Origin of the sequence: Mesorhizobium sp. B4-1-4, from assembly GCF_006439395.2 — a bacterium.
Lineage (GTDB): Bacteria > Pseudomonadota > Alphaproteobacteria > Rhizobiales > Rhizobiaceae > Mesorhizobium.
The window spans coordinates 2,647,572-2,662,942 of the sequence record NZ_CP083950.1; the positions used below are offsets into that span (position 1 = coordinate 2,647,572).

Genomic DNA, 15,371 nt, shown 5'->3' on the forward strand with positions numbered 1-15,371 from the left:
AGAAACCGCCATGTCCGCTCGCGTTCGAATCCTGTTGATGACCCTGGTCCCCATGCTCGCGGCGACCAATCTGGCCGAGGCCCGGCCCGACAGCCGCGGCATGAGCTGCACCGAGATCCGCGCCATGATCCAGAGCCATCGCGCCGTGGTGCTGACCACTGGTCCGAACACCTATGACCGCTATGTCAGGCAGTTCGGCAATGAATGCGACTGGCCGGAAGTGCCGATGTCGGCCTATATCCCGTCCCGCGACGGGCATTGCCCGGTCTATCACTGCGAAGAGCCGGTCAACAACTTCCCGAATTGACGCTCCGCCGCGCCGGCGTCATAACCGTTCTCGCTTCTCCCGCTTCGTCTAATGGTAGGACAGCGCCCTTTGAAGGCGTGAATCGTGGTTCGAGCCCATGAGCGGGAACCAGCCCTTCATCAGGGCAGCACCGGTTTTGCGCCGCCCCTCCTGAAACCATTCGATGGACCCGGCGTTGACGATTGGGGGCATGGCTAGACAGGAGACATTCCATGACCGTCAACTGCCGTATATCCATCGACAACCGGCCGGCCACCAACGCCATTTTCCAGGCGGTGCCGCGGATTGGAGAAAGGGTTTCCTTGTCGGTCGACGGAAGTCCCCAGGACCTGCGGGTCTCGCGCGTCGTGCACGTCCCCGACGGCAAACTGGAAGCTGCCGCGATCATCGTCGAGGTGACGACCAACATCCTTTGAAGCATTCCAGGAAAAGCGTGAAACGGTTTTGCGACCGCAATTGCGTCAAACAGGCCTTGAGCCATGCCACGGGCGGATGCTCCCTGGCCTCACGCTAGAGTGATTGCAGGCATGAAACCACCTGCCGCGGTATGCGTTCTAAGCCCGCAACCTTGTCGAGGTTCCAATGCAAACCGCGTGGTTTTCCAAGCCCGTGGTGGTTTCGGTCGGCGTCACCGGGGCCACCCGCAACCTGTCCAATACACAGCAGGCCATCGAATTGCTGACGACACATTGGCGCGACGCCGGTAGCCCGAAGCATCAGTCGGCACTGCGCGCCTGCCGCCGTGCGACAAGTGGCGACGTCTCTCCCGATACTGCCAGGGAAGCTTTCGTCGAGGCCGCGCGCGAGGCGCATATCCTGGTCGAGTGAGTTGCCCCGCCACTCGTCTTGGCGCCGAGGCGGGCTGTTGGAACGGCCTTTCGAATGGTCCGTCCCACCCCGCCGGCCTGGTTTCGCGAGGCACTCACGGATCGTCGCCATCGTTCACAATGTCGTGACCAATGGAACTGCCTGAAACCACAGGCGTTTTTTTCGCAGACGTTTGTCAGGCAACATCAGGAGGCGTCTATGCGTGTCATGAACCTCGTCACTCTCGCCCTCATCATCCTTGGCGGTCTCAACTGGCTGGTCATGGGTTTGACGGGCCATGACGTGATCGGCATGGTTTTCGGGGGAGCTACCCTGGCTCGCCTGGCCTATGTAATCATCGGCCTTGCCGCCATATGGCAGTTGATGCCGGGATTCCAGAGCTTCACGGTTGGAGAAGTCGATGCCGAAAGGCATCTCCATCATCCGTGACCGGTAAGGTGGGGCGGTGGGAAGCCCGCCGCCCCACCCGTATGAGGCCGCTTAAGCGGCACTGAACAAAACCGTGATTGCCCCGTCGCGACCGACACGGCTCCCGACGGCCAGACCAGCGTCAACCGGGACGCTCTTCAGGGGCCGAAGCCCGCCGCGGCGTCGTTGTCGGCCTCGGAGCCGACTTGCGGCACGATAATCGAGGTCAGCGGCGCGTTGAGACGCCAACTGAGATGACCGGGCAATCGCTCCAGGACGGCGGAGCCGCCGAGTGACTGCGGCGCTACCCGCTTCAGCACGACCGTGCCGAAACCCTTGCGCGCGGTCTCGTCGCGCCTGGTTCCTGGGCGGGGCTTGGATGTCTCCTCCCACAATAGCTGGAATTCCCGTTCGCCTGAAGCACGCGAACCCTGGTCACCCGGGCCGATCGTCCAGGTGATCTCGACCCGGCCCTCTTCGGTGCCCAGCGCGCCGTATTTGGACGAATTCGTGCCAAGCTCATGGAAAGCCATGCCGAGATTCTGCACCGCGTTCGACTGCAGCGTCAGAACCGGGCCGGAGAGCGTTATCTGTTCCTCGCGGCCGAAAGGCTTCAAATGTTCCTGGATCAAGTCGAAGAGGCTGGCGCCCGCCCATTCCGAGGTCACAAGCAGGTCATGTGAGCGCGACAGCGCCATGATGCGGGCACGGATCAGTTCCTCGAACTCACGCGGATCGCTCGAACGCTTGCTCGTCTCCCTCACCATCGACAGGATGACGGCGAACTGGTTCTTGACGCGATGGTTGACCTCGCGCATCAGCAGCCTGATCCGGCGCTCGCTCTCCTTGGCGGCGGAAATGTCGCGCGCGATCTTCGAGGCGCCGACGATCTCGCCATGCGCGTTCTTGATCGGCGACACGGTCAGCGAGACGGCGATGAGCACGCCATCCTTGCGCCGCCGGGTCGTCTCATAGCTTGCCACCTGTCCGCCACTGCGAACCCGGCTGATGATCTCGGTTTCCTCGCCCTTGAGGTGATCGGGGATAAGCATGAGGATCGATTGGCCGATCGCTTCCTCGGCGCTGTAGCCGAACATGCGCTCGGCCGCCGAGTTCCAGCTGGTGATGATGCTGTTGAGATCCTTGCTGATGATGGCGTCGAAGGAGGAATCGACAATGGCCGCGAGACGCGCATCGGCGGTCGCGTCCTGCCTCTCATCGTCCACAATGCCGGTTACCGCCGCCACGATTTCGCTCATTGCCATGAGGTAGCGCGCAAACGGATCAAGGCAATCGCTCCCCGTGCAGTTGGCGCATGTCAGCCGAAGCGCCCCTCACTCCGACGACCGATCGGCCGCTTTACCGGGCTGATCGGTTACCTTGCCGTTCCCGCTGTCGGGCATGAGAACGCCGAATTCCTGTGACTTGACGCCATGCTCCGCCGTCAGGAAGCCTTCGGAGGCAAGACCGCGCCGCAGCAACTCCCTGACCGCCGCCGAACGGCTCGGCATGCGCTTTTCGAAGCGCCAGTTTTCCAGGGCCGCCAGCTCGTCCGCGGTGAGCATGATCTGCAATCGTTCCGGGCGTTCCAGTTCAGCCATTGCGCGTTTCCTCGCTCAGGACTAAAAATACGCTTAGTTAGTATTTATCTCATTTAGCTCATAGTTAGGATTGCTCCCATCCTGCGTCAAGTCCTGCCAATGGGTGAACAGCGCAACCCGCGCATGATGGGGATCAGACGTTGGTTGCACGTTTGCATGAATGTGCTAACTGGCTGATTTATTTGCACATTTTCAAATTTCCACTTGTCAGGGGTCGGCCATGGGTGCATGCTCCCACCAAAATAGAAACCGATCGCCTGTGGGAGGCTTCGATGCGGTACAACTTCTCCATGCGCCTGCGCGATGACGTCAATTCGGCCGTCCGGACGGCATTCCACAGGGGCATCGTCAACATCACCGCGGTGGCCGAGCAGGTCAGGGTCAGGAACCTTGTGGAAAACGTCGCCCTTGAGGATATCGAATATCTGGTCCTGCAGGCCGCCCAACTGTTTGGCGCGCCGATAGAATTCGACGCTCAAGGCAATGGATTGGCTTTGCCTGGAAATGGTTTCGCCGAGGATGGTGGCGAGGGCGCGATGGTCCCGCCCGATCTTCGTCAACATGTCTCGGTGCAATAGTCCGGCGAACGCCAAATCGGGCGGCGGGTCAAGGCGCTGGGCAAATGGACACCGCCGCCGCCGGCCTGCCACTTCTATTGCCCAGCCGGCCTTCAAACTGCTGGTCGATGCCTTGCGCTACCAGCCATGACCGGGAGGACATGCTCCCGAACGGGATCGACCGTCAGCGCGTCGCATACCTGGCCAGCGCGTGCTCGATCAGCACGTCGATGATCTGGCTGTAGCCGATGCCCGTTGCCGCCAGCGCCTTGGCGTACATCGAAATGTCGGTGAAGCCGGGAAGCGTGTTGACCTCGTTGACCAGCAGCGAACCGTCGGCGCGCAGGAAGAAATCGACGCGTGCCATGGCCTCGCAGCCGAGCGCCCGGAAAGCCCGCGTGGCCCTGTCCCTCGCCCCGTCGGCAATCGCGGCCGGCACATCGGCGGGCACCTTGACCACCGCGCCGTCGGCGTCGAGATATTTCGCCTCATAGGTGTAGAAGCCATGTTTGCCGGCCGGGATGATCTCGCCGGGCAGCGACACCGTGAGCGAGCCGTCGGCCCGCTCCAGCACCGAACACTCGATCTCGCGCCCTTCGACGAACTCCTCGACCAGCACCTTGCCGTCGTAGCGGAAAGCCGTTTCGACGGCCTCGTCGAAACCGTCCCTGTCATTCACCTTGCTCACCCCGAAGGACGAGCCCTGGCGCGCCGGCTTGGCGAAGAACGGCAGTCCAAGCATCCCGGCGATCTCCTGGAACGAACCGACATCGTTTCGATGCACGGTGACGGAGCGGGCAACCGCAAGCCCCGCCTCGCGCATCAGCCGCTTGGCGACATCCTTGTCCATGGCGGCGGCCGAGGCGAGGATGCCGCAGCCGACATAGGCGACATCGGCAATTTCGGCGTAGCCCTGCACCGAGCCATCCTCGCCGAACGGACCGTGCAGCACAGGAAAGACAACTTCGACCGGCGGCAGTTCAGGCTGCGCTCCATCCTGCGGCGCGGCCACCAGCCTGCCCTTGCCGCCGGGCAGCAGCGCGACCTCGAGGCCATCCTCCGACAGCGGAGCCCCTGCCCCGTCGCCGATGGCATCGGACGACGGTTGCAGCAGCCATTTGCCCTCCCTGGAAATGCCGATCGGGACCACTTCGTAGCGCGTCCGGTCGATCGCCTTCAGCACATTGGCCGCCGACAGGCGCGAGACGTCATGCTCGGCCGAGCGTCCGCCATAGAGGATGGCAACCCTGATCTTGTCCTTCATGGAAATCCCTCGAACTCAAATGGCGACGGCAATGCCGCGATTGGCAAAGAAGCGGTCGAAATCGGATGGCGCCAACACTGCGTTTGCCTGTGTGGCGCTGGTATGGCCGGACGGGTTGTGGAAGCGAAAACCCTGATCGGATGCCGAAGTGACCAGCACCAGGTGACCGCCCTTCGATCGCGGCTCGCGCTCGGGCCAGCGGATCGAGCTGCTGACCGAGGCGATGAAGAAGCGCGAGCGGGTAAGGATCGCCGGAATGTCCGCTGTCGCGACACCGGTCATCGCCTCGGCGTCCAGGCCGAACTCCGCCTTCACGAAAGTGACGAAGGGCGCGTAGATCAGCCCCTTGATCGATCCCTCGCTGACGACATAGCCGCCATATCCAGTGCATTGCCTGGCGAGTTCGACCGTCGGCACGATCTCGCCGCGCGTCGCCAGGATCATCTTGAGACACGCCATGCCGCAGATGTTGGCGGCCCAGAGAGCGTATTCGTCGAACGTTTCAGCACCCGAACCCCGCCACAACGGATCCCGCCGCAGCGCGATGTCGGCCCCTTCGGCGAGCACGGCCAGTGTCATGTCGGGCGTCTCCCATTGGCTGAAAAACGGTACGGCTTCAGGCAATGGTTTCATGCGGCTCCTCGGGTGCGGCCCAATCCAATCTCGTATACGAGATACGAAGAAAAAAGGCGGCAGCATCAAGGGCACGCACAACGGCCCTGGACCTCTGGCGCGGCGGGATTACCCCTTCAGCAGGGCCGCCAACCTTGGGATGCCCTCGGTCACCGCGCGGCGGTCGGCCAGCGTGAAGGACAGCCGCAGCGTGTTGCGTCCGCTGCCGTCGGCATAAAAGGCATTGCCGGGCACGAAGGCGACGCGCGCCTCCTTCACCGACCGTGCCAGCAGCTCGGTGGCGTCGGTCCCTTCCGGCAACGTCACCCAGACGAACATGCCGCCTTCCGGGCGGCTCCAGGTCACGCCGTCGGGCATGTTGGCCTCGAGCGCGGCAAGCAGGCCGTCGCGGCGCTCGCGATAGGCGCCGATCAGCTTTTCCACCTGGTCGTCGAACACCGATTCGGCAACGCGGTGCATGACCAGCTGATTGATCGACGGGCTGTGCAGGTCGGAAGCCTGCTTCATTAGCACCAGCTTCTCCACCACATGGCGCGGCGCGCACACCCAGCCGACGCGCATGCCCGGCGACAGGATCTTCGAGAACGAGCCGCAATAGAGCGTGCGCGCCTTGTCGATGCCGCCGGACCTGATGCAGTCGAGCGCCAGGATCGGCGGCACGCCCTCCCCGTCATAGCGCAACGCGCGGTAGGCGGCATCCTCGATGACGGCGATGTCGAGTTCGCCTGCGAGGTCGAGCACGGCCTCGCGCTGCTTCCGGTCCAGCGTGTTGCCGGTCGGGTTGGCGAAGTCGGGCACCAGATAGGCGAACTTGACCTTGCCGCCATTCGCAGCCGCCGCCGCGCGGTAGGCATCAGGCGTCATGTTGCCGCCTTCCGGCCGCAGCCGGTCATAGCGCGGCTCGTAGGCGTTGAAGGCCTGCAGCGCGCCGAGATAGGTCGGCCATGTCACCAGCGCGGTGTCGCCGGGCGACAGGAACAGCTTGCCGAGATAATCCAGCGCCTGCTGCGAGCCGGAGGTGATGAAGATGTTGGCTTCGTCGCAGGCGACGCCAAGCTTGCCCATCTGCCCGGCGAGCCAGCGCCGCAGCGGCAGATAGCCTTCCGAGACCTGGTACTGCAGCGCCGCCCCCGCCTCCGCGCCGCCGAGCACTTCGGCATAGGCATCGCGGATGGCATCGGCCGGAAACAGTGACGGATCGGGGATGCCGCCGGCGAAGGAGATGATATCAGGCTGGTCGAGCAGCTTCAGCAGTTCGCGGATTTCGGAAGCCTTCATGCGCGAGGAGCGCGAAGCCAACAGGTTCAAAAGGGTCAAGACACGCCTCCCCGGATGTTTCGAATATAGGTCAACTTAGCTGACCTATATCCCTCTTGCCGGCAAATTGAATAGAGCCTGAAAGAATTCCCGCATACGCCAGCCGCTGACGACCCGGGACGGACGACGCGCGAGAAGCCGGGCAGCGCCCAGCGGATCGTCGGCGAGCTTGGCGACAATGGCTGGCAGGTCGGAGGCTTGCGCCTTGCGGAACTGGATGTCGGTCATGGTGGATGAGATACGGCCAGGGGGCGGCAACGGCAAGCGGAAGAGGTTGGAGATCAAGGGTAAAGGCTTGCGCTGCCCCTCATCCGCCTGCCGGCACCTTCTCCCCGTATAGTGACGGGGAGAAGGACGCTCTCGCCGCTGATTTCGCCAATTATCAACGCTGCGGAAAGGACGCCGGCGTCGCGGCCGGCGCCTTTCTCCCCGTCACTATACGGGGAGAAATGTCCGGCAGGACAATGAGGGGCGGCGCGACCTTTCAGACTCAATCCGCATCATCGGCCGGCTTGGTCTTGCCGCACTGCGCCAGCACCTTGCCGATGGCCCCGCCCGAGCCCTTCAGCGGAAAGCTGTTCGCACCATACTTGTCCGCGCTCACGCTCACCTCGCCCTTCCCGCGCAACAGGTCGAGCAGCGGATCGGTCTTGGCCAGGTCCGCCACGAAATAATTGTACATGGCTTCAAGCTGCAGTGTCTTGGTCACCGTCTTGCCGTCGGCCTTGAAATCGAAGGCGCCGCTGATGCCGGGCTCCAGTTGCTGGCCGCCGGCGCCCAGATCATAGCTCAGCACCGGATTATCGAAGCAGGTCAGCATCAGGCGCGCATCGGCTTTCGGCCCGCCGCAGACCGAGGCGGTCAGCACGCTGCCGCCCTCGTCTTCCTCCATCTTCGCGTTCCAGCCGCTGCACGATGCGGCAGCAGCCGGTTGCGCGGCCTGCAATACGGTCATGGCACAAACGAAGAAGTATCCCGCTTTCATGACTTCCCTCGCACATTGCAGCACCCGCCGGCAGCATATAGGAAAAGCAGTCCGGCGACATTGCCCTGTTCGGCAAAACATCCGGTCCCGATTTGGAGAGAGTGGTGCCGAGAAACCATGTTCATCTGCGTCTTTTGCCGGTCGCGCTGATGGCCTGGCCCCTGGCAGCCGCCGCGGCCGGCTGGAAGCCGGTCGAGACGGTGGAGACCTATGCCATATCGGGCCAGTCGGGGCTGGAGCTCTACCGGTCGATCGGCGAGAACGGGCCGAATGTTGGCATTGCCCGCGCCATCGCACACACCAATTTCAAGCTGACCTGGACCAGGGACTATCAGGCGCGTGGCGGGGCCTGCGTGCTGGTGTCGGCCAAGCCGAAGCTGATCATCACCTACACCTTGCCCAGTCCCACCGCGCCGCTGCCGTCAGCCGTCCAGAAGAACTGGGAGGTTTTCCTCGCCGGCGTCAGCGCCCATGAGAAAGTGCATGGCGCGAGCATTGTCGACATGGTGCGCAAGATCGAGGCGGCGACCGTCGGCCTCACGGTCCCGGATGATCCCCAATGCAGCAAAATCCGGACTGAAATGACCAAGCGCCTGTCCGAACTCTCGCAGGCGCAGCGGCAGTCCAGCCGCGATTTCGACCGCGTCGAACTCGGTCAGGGCGGCAATCTGCAGAAGCTCATTCTTGCCTTGGTCACTGGCGGCTGAGAGGGGCCTTCGCGACGCGATGGCCCCTTTTGCCTCGGCCGCCTTTACCGGTTCAGGTCAAGTGCCGCGCTCAGATCCCCCATCGGCGGCTCGCCATTCACGGCAAGCGCCTTGTCACGGGCGACGATGCCGGAGAGCACCGGCAAGTCGTAACGCGCCGTGATGAAGCGCAGGATCGACGTCGTGTCATACTGCGTGTGGTCGACCGTGCCCATTTTCGCATAGGGCGAGATGATGAAGGCTGGGACGCGGTTGCCCGGGCCCCAGCGATCGGCCTTGGGCGGCGCGACATGATCCCAGAAGCCGCCATTCTCGTCATAGGTGATGACCACCAGCATGTGGCTCCATTGCGGGCTCTTCTCCAGATGCGAAACGAGATCGGCAAGGTGCTGGTCGCCGCTGGTGACATCGGTGTAGCCGCCATGCTCGTTGAGGTTGCCCTGCGGCTTGTAGAAGGCGACAGCCGGAAGCTTGCCCTCGTCGATCACCTTGATGAACTCGGAGCCCCCCATGCCACCATCCTTGAGGTGTTCGGTCCGCGCAGCGGTGCCGGGCGCGTAGGCCGTGAAATAGTTGAACGGCTGATGGTGGAACTGGAAATTCGGCACCGGCGTCGCGTTCTTGCCGTCGAGCGTGGCCTGCCAGGCACCGGCATACCAGGCCCAGTCGATGCCTTTCAGCGACAGGAGGTCGCCGATGGTGATGTCGTGCTGCGGCGGCAGCGTGCTCGGCTGCGCCGGGTCGGCAAGCGCCTTGTCGCCGCCTTCGACCGGCTTATTGGCACTCGGCTGATAGGGCGGCTGCATGGTGTTGACGGCGTAGAAATCGGGCGTGATGGCGCCGTCATTGACGAATTTCGGCGCCCCGCCCAATGCCGAGGCCGGCGAATTGTCGGCTACCTTCAGCGTCTTGCCGTCGGCCTCGACGGCCGCGATCTGCCCCTTCGCCGGGCTGGTGTCGGCATGCGGATAGAACGGCGCGCAGGCGCAGGCGAGTTGGAAGTGGTTGAGGAAGGAGCCGCCGAACGCGCCCTGGAAGAAATTGTCGGCCAGCACATATTTTTTCGCCACCGACCACATCGGCAGGCTGGAGCCATCATAATGGCCCATCACCAGGCCGCCGGAATCAGCCCAGGCGGCGAACTTGTCGTTCTTTCCGCCATCGATCTGCATCTGCTCCTGATAAAAGCGGTGCCAGAGGTCGCGGGTGACGACCGCCATATTCTCGTTGAAACCCTTGGGGTCGTCGATCGAGAAGACGGCATTCGCGAGATGCGCGGTCTGGGCCTCCGTCATCGCCGGCGTCACGCCCTTGCCGGTCAGCCCGCCCCAGGCCGGCGGCAGTTCCGCAAGCGGCTTGCCGTCACGGTCGAGCTGGCGCGCCTGGTCGGCCGAAACATTGGCGAGCCCGTCGGCGCCGGGGAAGCCGCCATAAAGATTATCGAAGCTGCGGTTCTCGGCATAAATGACGACGACTGTGTCGATCTTGTCGTAGCCGGGAGGGGCGGCGTGGGCAGCGCCAGCGAACGATGCCAGCGCCGTGGAGGCGAGGCAGAGAGAAAGGAAGGATCGGGTCATGGGGAAGATGCCTCGTGGCTGGGGATGGCTGGAGGAACTGTTCGACGCTAGGGCCGGCGCTTGTCAGCTTTGTGACAGGACAAGGATGACGCAAGGAGGCACGAAGAAAGCTGGCGGGACAGCGCCCCCTCTATTCTGCCGAACATCTTCCCGCATGGGGCACGGCAATCGCATATGGAAAGCCGAGGCTTTCGCCCTACGAATACCCCCACCCCTAACTTGCCGGGGCGAGCCACGGGTCTCGCCCGTCCTTCGGACCCCCACAAGGGGGAGGGAGACTTCCGTTGACGCCGATCCTGGCAAAATTGAGCATGGTTTTCGATCCCAAGGCGTAAGTAAAGGTGCGCGCGGCAGCATTCCCTCCCCCTTGTGGGGAGGGTTAGGGTGGGGGTCCCTCTTCGCAAGACTCCATACGCGATAGCCGTGCCACAAGGGAGAGGGAGACTCTGTGGGCGCTGATCTCGGCAGATTGCCGAAGCTCGGCACTAAAATAGGATCAAAGGGCGCGCGGCAGCATTCCCTCCCTTTTGTGGGGGTCCGTAGGACGGGCGAGACCCGTGGCTCGCCCCGGCAAGTTAGGATGGGGTCCTTCTGCGTAAGAATCCTTCTGCGCTCGCCCTGCCCACAAGGGGTGACAGCCGCCTCTGCCAATCACCAAAGTTTGAAGGGAGCTGCCGCTAAACCTACCGATCTCCCCCCTTGCGGCCTCTTGCGGGGGGCAGGGTAATCGCATGTGGATTCTTGCGAAGAGGGACCCCCACCCTAACCCTCCTGTTTGTGCCGGAGACAAGGTGGACAGGTGTTCGGGGACATCGTGGACACATTTTTTCATCATGATGAGACGGGTTGTTTTTGTTGTTGTTTGGGGTGTGGACCCTGTGGGCAAGGCTTAGCGTTGTCCACAAGTCCACAGGCCTCCCTGTCGGTGGAGCGCAGGTCAAGGGTGGCAATCCGATGCGAGCAGTAGTGCACGCTGAAGAGGCCATCCTGGTCAGTGGAGCGAAGTGCCACCAGCTCGCCGCGGAAGGCCTTGCCGATCCGCCAAGGTCGGTTCCTGAAGCTGATGAAGCCATCGCTGTCGACCTTGCGGACCTTGTCACCTGGTCCGTATTCGATCGCGGGCAACACCTCAGGGAAGCAGCGTGGGCTCGGCCGGTACCGCTCGGCCGGCGTCGCCATGTCGAGTGCCTCGTGCGGCCGTTCGTGGTTATAACGCGGACGCCATTGGTCGAAGGCCCGCTGACAATCGGCGAGATCGCCGAAGCTTCGCCCGCTGATCACTTCGGCTTTCAGCGTGCGATGGAAGCGCTCTTCCTTGCCTTGCGTCTGGGGGTGGCGCGGTCGACCGTGCAGGACGCGGATGCCAAGCCGCAACAACCAAACGCTGAACACGGTGTAGGGCTCGCCGCCGGGATCGCTCCACGGCGGGCCGCCATCCATCAGCATCGCCAGCGGCAAACCATAGTGGCGAAAGGCAATCTCCAGCTCCCCGCGCACCGTTCGGCCCTGCTCATTGCCGCAGGCAGAAAGCACCAGGTTGAAGCGCGAATGGTCGTCGAGCGTGGTGAGCGGATGGCAGCGGCCGCTATGGATGGCAAAGTGACCCTTGAAGTCCATTTGCCACAGCTCGTTGGGGGTCTCCCGCTCGAAGCGCTGCCATGGTCCCGGATGTTGCGCCGCTCCAGCCTCCGTCAGCCGCTCGTGACGGCGCAGGATCGCGGTGATCGTGCTTGCCGCCGGGATTTCGAGCTCACTATCCTTCTCCAGCGCCCCCTTGATCTTGCGGCCGCCCCAGACGTTGTTGCTCTTGTCGCGTACCTCCAACACCTTCGCCTCAACCTGCCAAGCGGTGCGCTGCGGACTCGAGTGCGGGCGGCGCGATCGCTCGGTCAGCCCGGCCAGCCCTTCCGCCTGATACCGCTCGATCCATTTGTAGCCGGTCGTCGGACTGATCCCGAACCGTCGACAAAGCTCTCGAACGTTCGCCCCCTCATTCAAGGCAAACATCACGAACTCTCGCTTCTGAGCCATCGCGGACACCTCGCAAAACGGCATTCCGTCCCTCCCGATTCGATGCTCGGGAAGTGTCCACGATGTCTCCGAACGCCTGTCCACCATCTCCCCGGTCTCTACACCCTCCCCACAAGGGGGAGGGAACGCTGCCGCGCGCCTAGTTGATCATATTCAGCGCCGAACTTGGGAAATTGTCGAGATCGGCGTTTACGAGATTCCCCTCCCCCTTGTGGGGAGGGGTTAGGGGCGGGGGTATTCGTAGGGCGACGCCATATGCGATTGCCCTGCTTGCGGGGGGGAGATGTCCGGCAGGACAGAGGGGAAGGAACGCTGCCGATCTGGACAAAGCGGTCGGGACGCACGGTCATCAAGCCGTAGCAATGCCGATCCCAGATTGACGGACCAGAAACGGACCAGCCGAGATGCCAGTCGCACAATGGAAGAACCGCGCCGTCGCCGCTTCGCTATTGGCCATCGCCGCGATCTTCTCTGCAACCATCGTCCGCGCGGGCGCCGGCAGCGTTCATCCCGGGCCGCTATCATGCGCGCAAGCCTTCGCGCGGGCCGAGGCCCTGACCGCGCTCGGTCGCAAAATGTTCTTCGAACCCTCGCTGTCGGCATCGGGCAAGCAGGCCTGTTCGTCATGCCATGACCCGCGCCACGCCTTCGGCCCGGCTTCGGCCGCGCCGGTCGAGATGGGCGGGCTGAACCTGGACCGGCCGGGCGTCCGCGCGGTCCCCTCGCTGCGCTATCTGCAGGCGGCGCCCGCCTTCACCGAGCATTTCCACGATTCCGAGGATGAGGGCGACGAGAGCGTCGACAATGGCCCGACCGGCGGCCTGACCTGGGACGGCCGCGCCGACCACGGCAAGGACCAGGCGAAGATCCCCCTGCTCTCGCCTTTCGAGATGGCCAACAAGGATGAAGCCGCCGTCGCCGCGGTCTTGCGCAAGGCCGCCTATGCCGACGAACTCAAGGCGGCCTTCGGCGACGACGTGTTCGACCGCCCGGACGATGCTTTCGGCGCCGCCGTCGAGGCGCTCGGCACTTTCGAGCAGAGTGCCGCCGACTTCTATCCCTATTCCAGCCGCTACGACGCCTTCCTCGCCGGCAAGGCAACACTCTCCGCCCGGGAATTGCGCGGCCGCGCGCTGTTCGAGGACGAAGCCAAGGGCAATTGCGCCAGCTGTCATCTCAGCGAGCCCGCCAATGACGGCGAGCCGCCGCAATTCACCGATTTCGGCCTGATCGCCATCGCCGTGCCGCGCAATCCGGCCATTCCGGCCAATGCCGATCCCGCCTACGCCGATCTTGGCCTGTGCGGCCCGCTACGCACCGATTTCAAGGGCCGCACCGAATATTGCGGCCTGTTCGAGACGCCGACGCTGCGCAACGTCGCACTGCGGAAGAGCTTCTTCCACAATGGCCGCTTCCACACGCTGCGCGACGCGGTGGCCTTCTACGCCAGCCGCGACACCGATCCGGGCCACTGGTATCCGAGCAACGCCGACGGCACTGTCAACAAATATGACGATCTGCCAAAGGCTTATTGGCCAAACCTCAACCGGGAGCCGCCCTTCAACGGCAAAAAGCCTGGCGGCAAGCCGGCGCTGACCGATGCCGAGATCGACGATATCGTCGCCTTTCTCGGCACGCTGACCGACGCGGACCAGCGGTGACGCCCTTGCCTTCTCTCCTTGAGGGAGAGGGGGATCCCTACTGCCCTACTGCCCTACTGCCCTACTGCCCTACTGCCCTACCTCACAGCGCCCTAATAACACCCCCATCCACGCGAATGTTCTGGCCGGTGATGTAGCCGGCGCCTTCCGATGCCAGGAAGGCGATGGTCGCTGCAATCTCCTCCGACGTGCCGTAGCGCTGCATCGGCACGCTGTCGCGGCGCTCCTCTGTGGTCGGCAGGCTGTCGATCCAGCCGGGCAGCACATTGTTCATGCGCACATTGTCTGCCGCATAGGTGTTGGCGAAGATCTTGGTGTAGGCGGCAAGGCCGGCGCGGAACACGGCCGACGTCGGGAACATCGCGTTCGGCTCGGCGACCCAGGCCGTCGAGATGTTGATGATGGCGCCGCCCTTCTGCTTGACCATCTGCGGCGCCACGATGCGCACCGGCCTGATGACGTTGAGCAGATAGACATCCATGCCGGTGTGCCATTGCTCGTCGGTGATGTCCAGGATCGGCGCGCGTGGCCCGTGGCCGCCGCTGTTGACCAGCACGTCGATGCGGCCATAGCGCTCCAATGTCAGGTCCGCGAGGCGCTGCAGGTCGTCGTTCGACTGGTTGGAGCCGGTGACGCCGAGCCCGCCCAACTCCATGGCCAGCGCCTCGCCCTTGCCCGACGATGACAGGATGGCGACCTTGAACCCGTCGGCCGCCAGCCGCTTGGCCGCCGCCGCCCCCATGCCGCTGCCGCCGGCCACGATGACAGCTGTTTTTTCTGAACTCATTGGGTTTTCCTCTCGGGTTGGCCGGCAACGGAACTGCCGCCTCGGCGTCGATATAGCCGGTTTTACCGGCCAGTTCGAACCGGAAAGACTGAATTCAGCCTGCAGAAAAACTCAACGCAATCCGGCGCCACCGGCCAGCCCTGAGCGAGCTGGGCAGCAACAGCCTTTATTGCTGATGTCCGAGGCCGCCCTATCTTTGCCCTCGCCGATTCCCGAACTCATCCGGCCAGGCGCCAATCGTTGCCCCAGCTTGCGGAGGACTATCCGATGAATGAAGACGAGAAAGCCATCAGGCAGGTGGTCGACACCTGGATGAGTGCCAGCAAGAGCGGTGACATAACGACCGTTCTCTCGCTCATGACCGATGACGTGGTCTTCATGGTTCCCGGCCGGGAGCCGTTCGGCAAGGCGGCCTTCGCCAAGGCCTCGCAAGGCATGGCCGACGCGAAGATAGACGGAACGAGCGAAATCGTGGAACTGCAATTGCTTGGGGACTGGGCCTTTATCCGCAACCGCATTGAAATGAGCGTCACCTCGCCGGATGGCAGCGTCCATCGTTCGGGATATACGCTGACGCTGCTGCGCAAGGAGAAGGACGGCCAATGGCGCGTCGCGCGCGATGCGAACCTTCTTGCGACGAAAAAGGAATAGCCAGCATCGACAGGCACGTATCCGGCATCGATAGCCGGATCACCTCCGATGACATGT

General features: G+C 63.4%; 18 protein-coding genes and 1 tRNA gene. 9 read left to right on the forward strand and 10 right to left on the reverse strand.

Features of this window, described 5'->3' with window-relative positions:
• Nucleotides 1–10 precede the first annotated feature (10 nt).
• From FJW03_RS12840 to FJW03_RS12860, 5 genes are all read left to right on the forward strand, one after another.
• Nucleotides 11–307 carry a hypothetical protein gene (locus FJW03_RS12840; protein ID WP_181173389.1) on the forward strand — a complete coding sequence of 99 codons (297 nt, stop codon included), beginning with the start codon at nt 11–13 and terminating at the stop codon, nt 305–307.
• A 37-nt stretch (nt 308–344) separates the two neighbouring features.
• Nucleotides 345–418 (forward strand) — tRNA-Gln (locus tag FJW03_RS12845).
• A gap of 101 nt (nt 419–519) precedes the next feature.
• Nucleotides 520–723 carry a hypothetical protein gene (locus tag FJW03_RS12850; protein WP_140767303.1) on the forward strand — a complete coding sequence of 68 codons (204 nt, stop codon included), beginning with the start codon at nt 520–522 and terminating at the stop codon, nt 721–723.
• A 166-nt stretch (nt 724–889) separates the two neighbouring features.
• Nucleotides 890–1,135, forward strand: a complete 246-nt coding sequence (locus FJW03_RS12855; protein ID WP_140613195.1) for a DUF982 domain-containing protein — start codon at nt 890–892, stop codon at nt 1,133–1,135.
• Nucleotides 1,136–1,333: 198 nt separating this feature from the next.
• Nucleotides 1,334–1,564 (forward strand): DUF378 domain-containing protein, encoded by a 231-nt coding sequence (locus FJW03_RS12860; RefSeq protein WP_140741595.1) that lies wholly within the window; start codon nt 1,334–1,336, stop codon nt 1,562–1,564.
• 137 nt (nt 1,565–1,701) lie between these two features.
• Here the strand turns inward: FJW03_RS12860 and FJW03_RS12865 are convergent, their stop codons facing one another.
• Nucleotides 1,702–2,808, reverse strand: a complete 1,107-nt coding sequence (locus FJW03_RS12865) for a sensor histidine kinase (protein WP_140767304.1) — start codon at nt 2,806–2,808, stop codon at nt 1,702–1,704.
• Nucleotides 2,809–2,877: 69 nt separating this feature from the next.
• Nucleotides 2,878–3,144 carry a hypothetical protein gene (locus FJW03_RS12870; protein WP_140613197.1) on the reverse strand — a complete coding sequence of 89 codons (267 nt, stop codon included), beginning with the start codon at nt 3,142–3,144 and terminating at the stop codon, nt 2,878–2,880.
• Nucleotides 3,145–3,284: 140 nt separating this feature from the next.
• Between FJW03_RS12870 and FJW03_RS12875 the strand changes: the two genes are divergently transcribed.
• The gene (locus FJW03_RS12875; RefSeq protein ID WP_226890642.1) at nt 3,285–3,722 is read left to right on the forward strand and encodes a hypothetical protein; all 438 of its coding nucleotides are present in this window, start codon (nt 3,285–3,287) and stop codon (nt 3,720–3,722) included.
• Nucleotides 3,723–3,885: 163 nt separating this feature from the next.
• Here the strand turns inward: FJW03_RS12875 and FJW03_RS12880 are convergent, their stop codons facing one another.
• The 5 genes from FJW03_RS12880 to FJW03_RS12900 form a co-directional block, all read right to left on the reverse strand.
• Complete coding sequence (locus tag FJW03_RS12880) at nt 3,886–4,965, reverse strand: D-alanine--D-alanine ligase family protein (RefSeq protein ID WP_140767306.1); 1,080 nt, start codon at nt 4,963–4,965, stop codon at nt 3,886–3,888.
• Nucleotides 4,966–4,980: 15 nt separating this feature from the next.
• The gene (locus FJW03_RS12885) at nt 4,981–5,598 is read right to left on the reverse strand and encodes a C39 family peptidase (RefSeq protein ID WP_140767307.1); all 618 of its coding nucleotides are present in this window, start codon (nt 5,596–5,598) and stop codon (nt 4,981–4,983) included.
• Between the two features lie 108 nt (nt 5,599–5,706).
• A complete protein-coding gene (locus FJW03_RS12890; RefSeq protein WP_181173390.1) occupies nt 5,707–6,876 on the reverse strand; it encodes a PLP-dependent aminotransferase family protein in 1,170 nt (389 codons plus the stop codon).
• Between the two features lie 84 nt (nt 6,877–6,960).
• Nucleotides 6,961–7,143, reverse strand: coding sequence for a hypothetical protein (locus tag FJW03_RS12895; protein WP_226890643.1), 183 nt, complete (start codon nt 7,141–7,143; stop codon nt 6,961–6,963).
• Nucleotides 7,144–7,405: 262 nt separating this feature from the next.
• Nucleotides 7,406–7,900, reverse strand: coding sequence for a hypothetical protein (locus tag FJW03_RS12900; protein ID WP_226890644.1), 495 nt, complete (start codon nt 7,898–7,900; stop codon nt 7,406–7,408).
• Between the two features lie 149 nt (nt 7,901–8,049).
• Between FJW03_RS12900 and FJW03_RS12905 the strand changes: the two genes are divergently transcribed.
• Complete coding sequence (locus FJW03_RS12905) at nt 8,050–8,607, forward strand: DUF922 domain-containing Zn-dependent protease (RefSeq protein WP_140767312.1); 558 nt, start codon at nt 8,050–8,052, stop codon at nt 8,605–8,607.
• A 44-nt stretch (nt 8,608–8,651) separates the two neighbouring features.
• Here FJW03_RS12905 and FJW03_RS12910 read toward each other — a convergent pair whose 3' ends face one another.
• Nucleotides 8,652–10,184: an acid phosphatase gene (locus tag FJW03_RS12910; protein WP_140767309.1), complete on the reverse strand. Its 1,533-nt coding sequence runs from the start codon at nt 10,182–10,184 to the stop codon at nt 8,652–8,654.
• Between the two features lie 831 nt (nt 10,185–11,015).
• Entirely contained in the window at nt 11,016–12,239 is a 1,224-nt protein-coding gene (locus tag FJW03_RS12915; protein ID WP_226890446.1) for an IS481 family transposase, read from the reverse strand.
• A gap of 380 nt (nt 12,240–12,619) precedes the next feature.
• Between FJW03_RS12915 and FJW03_RS12920 the strand changes: the two genes are divergently transcribed.
• Nucleotides 12,620–13,876 carry a cytochrome-c peroxidase gene (locus FJW03_RS12920; RefSeq protein WP_140767018.1) on the forward strand — a complete coding sequence of 419 codons (1,257 nt, stop codon included), beginning with the start codon at nt 12,620–12,622 and terminating at the stop codon, nt 13,874–13,876.
• An 82-nt stretch (nt 13,877–13,958) separates the two neighbouring features.
• Here the strand turns inward: FJW03_RS12920 and FJW03_RS12925 are convergent, their stop codons facing one another.
• Entirely contained in the window at nt 13,959–14,663 is a 705-nt protein-coding gene (locus tag FJW03_RS12925) for an SDR family oxidoreductase (protein WP_140767017.1), read from the reverse strand.
• Between the two features lie 267 nt (nt 14,664–14,930).
• Between FJW03_RS12925 and FJW03_RS12930 the strand changes: the two genes are divergently transcribed.
• Nucleotides 14,931–15,314, forward strand: a complete 384-nt coding sequence (locus tag FJW03_RS12930) for a YybH family protein (protein WP_140767016.1) — start codon at nt 14,931–14,933, stop codon at nt 15,312–15,314.
• Nucleotides 15,315–15,371 lie beyond the last annotated feature (57 nt).

Excerpts from the sequence above, each read along its gene's own strand:
- FJW03_RS12840 (WP_181173389.1), top strand. The coding sequence starts at position 11 with ATGTCCGCTCGCGTTCGAATCCTGTTGATGACCCTGGTCCCCATGCTC.
- FJW03_RS12850 (WP_140767303.1), top strand. The coding sequence starts at position 520 with ATGACCGTCAACTGCCGTATATCCATCGACAACCGGCCGGCCACCAAC.
- FJW03_RS12855 (WP_140613195.1), top strand. The coding sequence starts at position 890 with ATGCAAACCGCGTGGTTTTCCAAGCCCGTGGTGGTTTCGGTCGGCGTC.
- FJW03_RS12860 (WP_140741595.1), top strand. The coding sequence starts at position 1,334 with ATGCGTGTCATGAACCTCGTCACTCTCGCCCTCATCATCCTTGGCGGT.
- FJW03_RS12865 (WP_140767304.1), bottom strand. The coding sequence starts at position 2,808 with ATGGCAATGAGCGAAATCGTGGCGGCGGTAACCGGCATTGTGGACGAT.
- FJW03_RS12870 (WP_140613197.1), bottom strand. The coding sequence starts at position 3,144 with ATGGCTGAACTGGAACGCCCGGAACGATTGCAGATCATGCTCACCGCG.
- FJW03_RS12880 (WP_140767306.1), bottom strand. The coding sequence starts at position 4,965 with ATGAAGGACAAGATCAGGGTTGCCATCCTCTATGGCGGACGCTCGGCC.
- FJW03_RS12885 (WP_140767307.1), bottom strand. The coding sequence starts at position 5,598 with ATGAAACCATTGCCTGAAGCCGTACCGTTTTTCAGCCAATGGGAGACG.
- FJW03_RS12890 (WP_181173390.1), bottom strand. The coding sequence starts at position 6,876 with ATGAAGGCTTCCGAAATCCGCGAACTGCTGAAGCTGCTCGACCAGCCT.
- FJW03_RS12895 (WP_226890643.1), bottom strand. The coding sequence starts at position 7,143 with ATGACCGACATCCAGTTCCGCAAGGCGCAAGCCTCCGACCTGCCAGCC.
- FJW03_RS12900 (WP_226890644.1), bottom strand. The coding sequence starts at position 7,900 with ATGAAAGCGGGATACTTCTTCGTTTGTGCCATGACCGTATTGCAGGCC.
- FJW03_RS12905 (WP_140767312.1), top strand. The coding sequence starts at position 8,050 with ATGGCCTGGCCCCTGGCAGCCGCCGCGGCCGGCTGGAAGCCGGTCGAG.
- FJW03_RS12910 (WP_140767309.1), bottom strand. The coding sequence starts at position 10,184 with ATGACCCGATCCTTCCTTTCTCTCTGCCTCGCCTCCACGGCGCTGGCA.
- FJW03_RS12915 (WP_226890446.1), bottom strand. The coding sequence starts at position 12,239 with ATGCCGTTTTGCGAGGTGTCCGCGATGGCTCAGAAGCGAGAGTTCGTG.
- FJW03_RS12920 (WP_140767018.1), top strand. The coding sequence starts at position 12,620 with ATGCCAGTCGCACAATGGAAGAACCGCGCCGTCGCCGCTTCGCTATTG.
- FJW03_RS12925 (WP_140767017.1), bottom strand. The coding sequence starts at position 14,663 with ATGAGTTCAGAAAAAACAGCTGTCATCGTGGCCGGCGGCAGCGGCATG.
- FJW03_RS12930 (WP_140767016.1), top strand. The coding sequence starts at position 14,931 with ATGAATGAAGACGAGAAAGCCATCAGGCAGGTGGTCGACACCTGGATG.